The organism is Streptomyces sp. 150FB (assembly GCF_000818195.1).
Lineage (GTDB): Bacteria > Actinomycetota > Actinomycetes > Streptomycetales > Streptomycetaceae > Streptomyces.
Map to the genome: position 1 here is coordinate 8,323,324 of NZ_JTHL01000001.1, position 2,848 is coordinate 8,326,171.

2 protein-coding genes are annotated in these 2,848 nt (G+C 70.7%); both read left to right on the forward strand.

The annotated features are described in order from the left end of the window. The coding region (locus QR77_RS42950; RefSeq protein WP_040029231.1) for a carbohydrate ABC transporter permease at positions 1-499 on the forward strand (499 nt) is incomplete at its 5' end. Beyond that, a complete protein-coding gene (locus tag QR77_RS35670; RefSeq protein ID WP_040026142.1) occupies positions 496-2,607 on the forward strand; it encodes an alpha-galactosidase in 2,112 nt (703 codons plus the stop codon). The genes QR77_RS42950 and QR77_RS35670, both read left to right, overlap by 4 nt. The last annotated feature ends 241 nt before the right edge of the window (positions 2,608-2,848 follow it).

Below are 2,848 nucleotides of genomic sequence, written 5' to 3' on the forward strand. Positions count from 1 at the left end.
GCTCGGCGGCAACCTGCTGCCCCCGCAGATCCTACTGATCCCCGTCTCCAAGATCAGCGAATCCCTCGGCCTCTACGACAGCCTGTACGCGCTCATCGGCGTCCAGGTCGGTTTCGGCGTCGGCTTCTACGTCTTCGTCCTGCACGGCTTCATGCGGTCCATCCCGGCCGAGATCCAGCAGGCGGCGGTCATCGACGGCGCGGGCCCCTGGCAGATCTACCGGCGCATCATCATGCCGCTGACGACACCCGCGCTGGCCGCGCTGAGCGCCCTCTCCTTCACCTGGATCTTCAACGACCTGCTGTGGGCCATCACCGTGCTGCGCACCGACACGAAGATGCCCATCACCGCCTCGCTCATCGGGCTCCAGGGCCAGTACGTGTCGATGTGGAACGTCATCGCGGCCGGCTCCGTCATCGCCGCCGCACCGACCGTGATCGTATTCCTGCGATTCCAGCGCCACTTCGTGGCCGGACTCAACCTGGGAGCAGTCAAGTGAACGCCCGCGAGACCTGGACACTGCGCACCGAGAACACCACCTACGTGGTCGCTCTCGCGGGCGACGGGCAGTGGGCCGAGCTGTCGGCCTGGGGGCCGCACGGCGCGGAGAGCGGCCCCTCGCCGCTCGACTGGTCGCGCCGTACGCACTTCATCACCCAGGCCGACGCCGCGCGGGCCGAGTACATCCCGTACGGGCTGCGGCCGTTCACCGGCGCCGACCTGATCGCCGGGCGCCCCGGCGAGGAGCGCGGGGTCTGGTGGCGGTTCACCGGCGCCACAGCCGAGGAGGACCGGACGCTGCGGCTCTTCTTCACCGACGAGCAGCTCGGTCTTGAGACGGCGCTCTGCTACGAGGCCGTCCCCGGCACCGATGTGATCCTGCGCCACACGGAGCTGACCTGCGTCGGCGAGGACGAACTGCGCCTGGAGCGCTTCGACTCCGCCGCAGTGAACGTCCCGGTGACCGGCGGCGCCCGGCTCACGTACCTCACCGGGCAGTGGTCGCAGGAGTTTCAGCGCACCCAGCTCGAACTGGCCCGTGGCCGCTTCGAGATGGCCTCGACCCAGGGCGTCCCCGGCCACGCGTACGCGCCCTGGCTCGCCGTCCAGGACGCCGCTTCCCCCGCCGAGGGCGCCACCCCCACCTACGGCATCGCCCTTGAGTGGTCCGGCAATTGGCACATCACCGCCGAAGCCGAGCCCGGCGGAGCGGTCCGCGTCGGCGCGGGGCGCGTGCCGCACGAGGGCGCCGTACGGCTCGCGCCCGGCGCCACCCTCGCCACACCCCGCCTCGCGTGCGCGTTCAGCCCGGACGGACTCGACGGTCTCGCCCGGGTCTGGCACCGCTACGAACGGCAGTTGGCCGGGGACAGGATGGACCGGCCCCGCCAGGTCCTCTACAACTCCTGGGAAGCCACCGGCTTCGACGTCGAAGCCGGGAGCCAGCTCGAACTCGCCCGTATCGCGGCCGAGATGGGCGCCGAACTCTTCGTCGTGGACGACGGCTGGTTCCCCGGCAGGGCCGACGACACCGGCGGCCTCGGCGACTGGTATCCCGATGAGCACGCCTTCCCTGACGGCTTCGACCACTTCATCTCCGAAGTCCGCTCCCTGGGCATGGACTTCGGGCTCTGGGTCGAACCGGAAGCGGTCAGCCCGAAGTCCGCGCTGTACGCCGAACACCCCGAGTGGGTCTACCGCATCGAGGGCCGCCCGGCGACGCTCGTACGCAACCAGCTCCTGCTGGACCTCGGCCGCGAGGACGTCCAGGACTTTGTCATCGCCACCTTCGACCGGCTGCTCGGCGACCACGCCATCAGCTACCTCAAGTGGGACATGAACCGCCCGCCCACCGAACGCGGCAGGCCCGGCGGCGGCCCCGTCGAGGAACAGGACCTCGACGCGGCCCACGTACACGGCTACCTGCGCGTCCTCGACCACCTGCGTACCCGCCACCCGCACGTCACCGTCGAGGGCTGCGCGGGCGGCGGCGCGCGGATCGAGCACGCCACCATCGCCCGTACGGACGTGGTGTGGCCCAGCGACAACACGGCGCCGCTGGACCGGCTCTCCATCCAGCATGGCTACCTCCACGCGCACGCGCCGCACACCATGAGCTCCTGGGTCACCGACTCACCCGGCGTCTTCGACCAGCGCCCCCGCTCGCTCGGCTTCCGCTTCGTCAACGCGATGGCCGGCGTCCTCGGCATCGGCGCCGACATCCGAACCTGGTCGCAGGACCGGCGCACCGAAGCGGCGGAGTGGGTCGCCCGCTACAAGGAGATCCGCGACGTCGTGCACCACGGCGACCTACACCTGCTGAACACACCGGACGACGCCACCTGCGGAGTGCAGTACGAGGAGCGGGGCGGCGCCCGCGTGGTCGTCACAGCCTGGAACACCGGCCGCCTCGACGGCGCCCCACTGGTACCGGGCCGCCCGTCCAGACTGCGGCTGCGCGGTCTCGAACCGGAGGCGCGTTACGTCGACGGGGAGTCAGGAACCGCGTACAGCGGGGCGTATCTGCTGCACTCGGGGGTGCCGTTCGCCTGGAGCGCCGGATACGACGCCGAGCTGGTGGTACTGACACGGCAGCGAGCGCGGTGAGCCGGGTGAGCCCCGTGGGCACGGTGACCGTGGTGATCCGCCCCCGGACCGCATCCGTTGCCCGTGCGTGGCCCGCGCAGTCATTAAAGTCGATCAGGAAAGTCGCTCAGGACGCGATGAAGCGTCCTCGCACACCGAGGAGTCGAACCGCCCCATGAACTCAGCCGCCCGCTTCACCGATCGCGTCGCCGTGGTCACCGGAGCCGCATCGGGCATCGGCGCCGCGACCGCCGAACGGCTC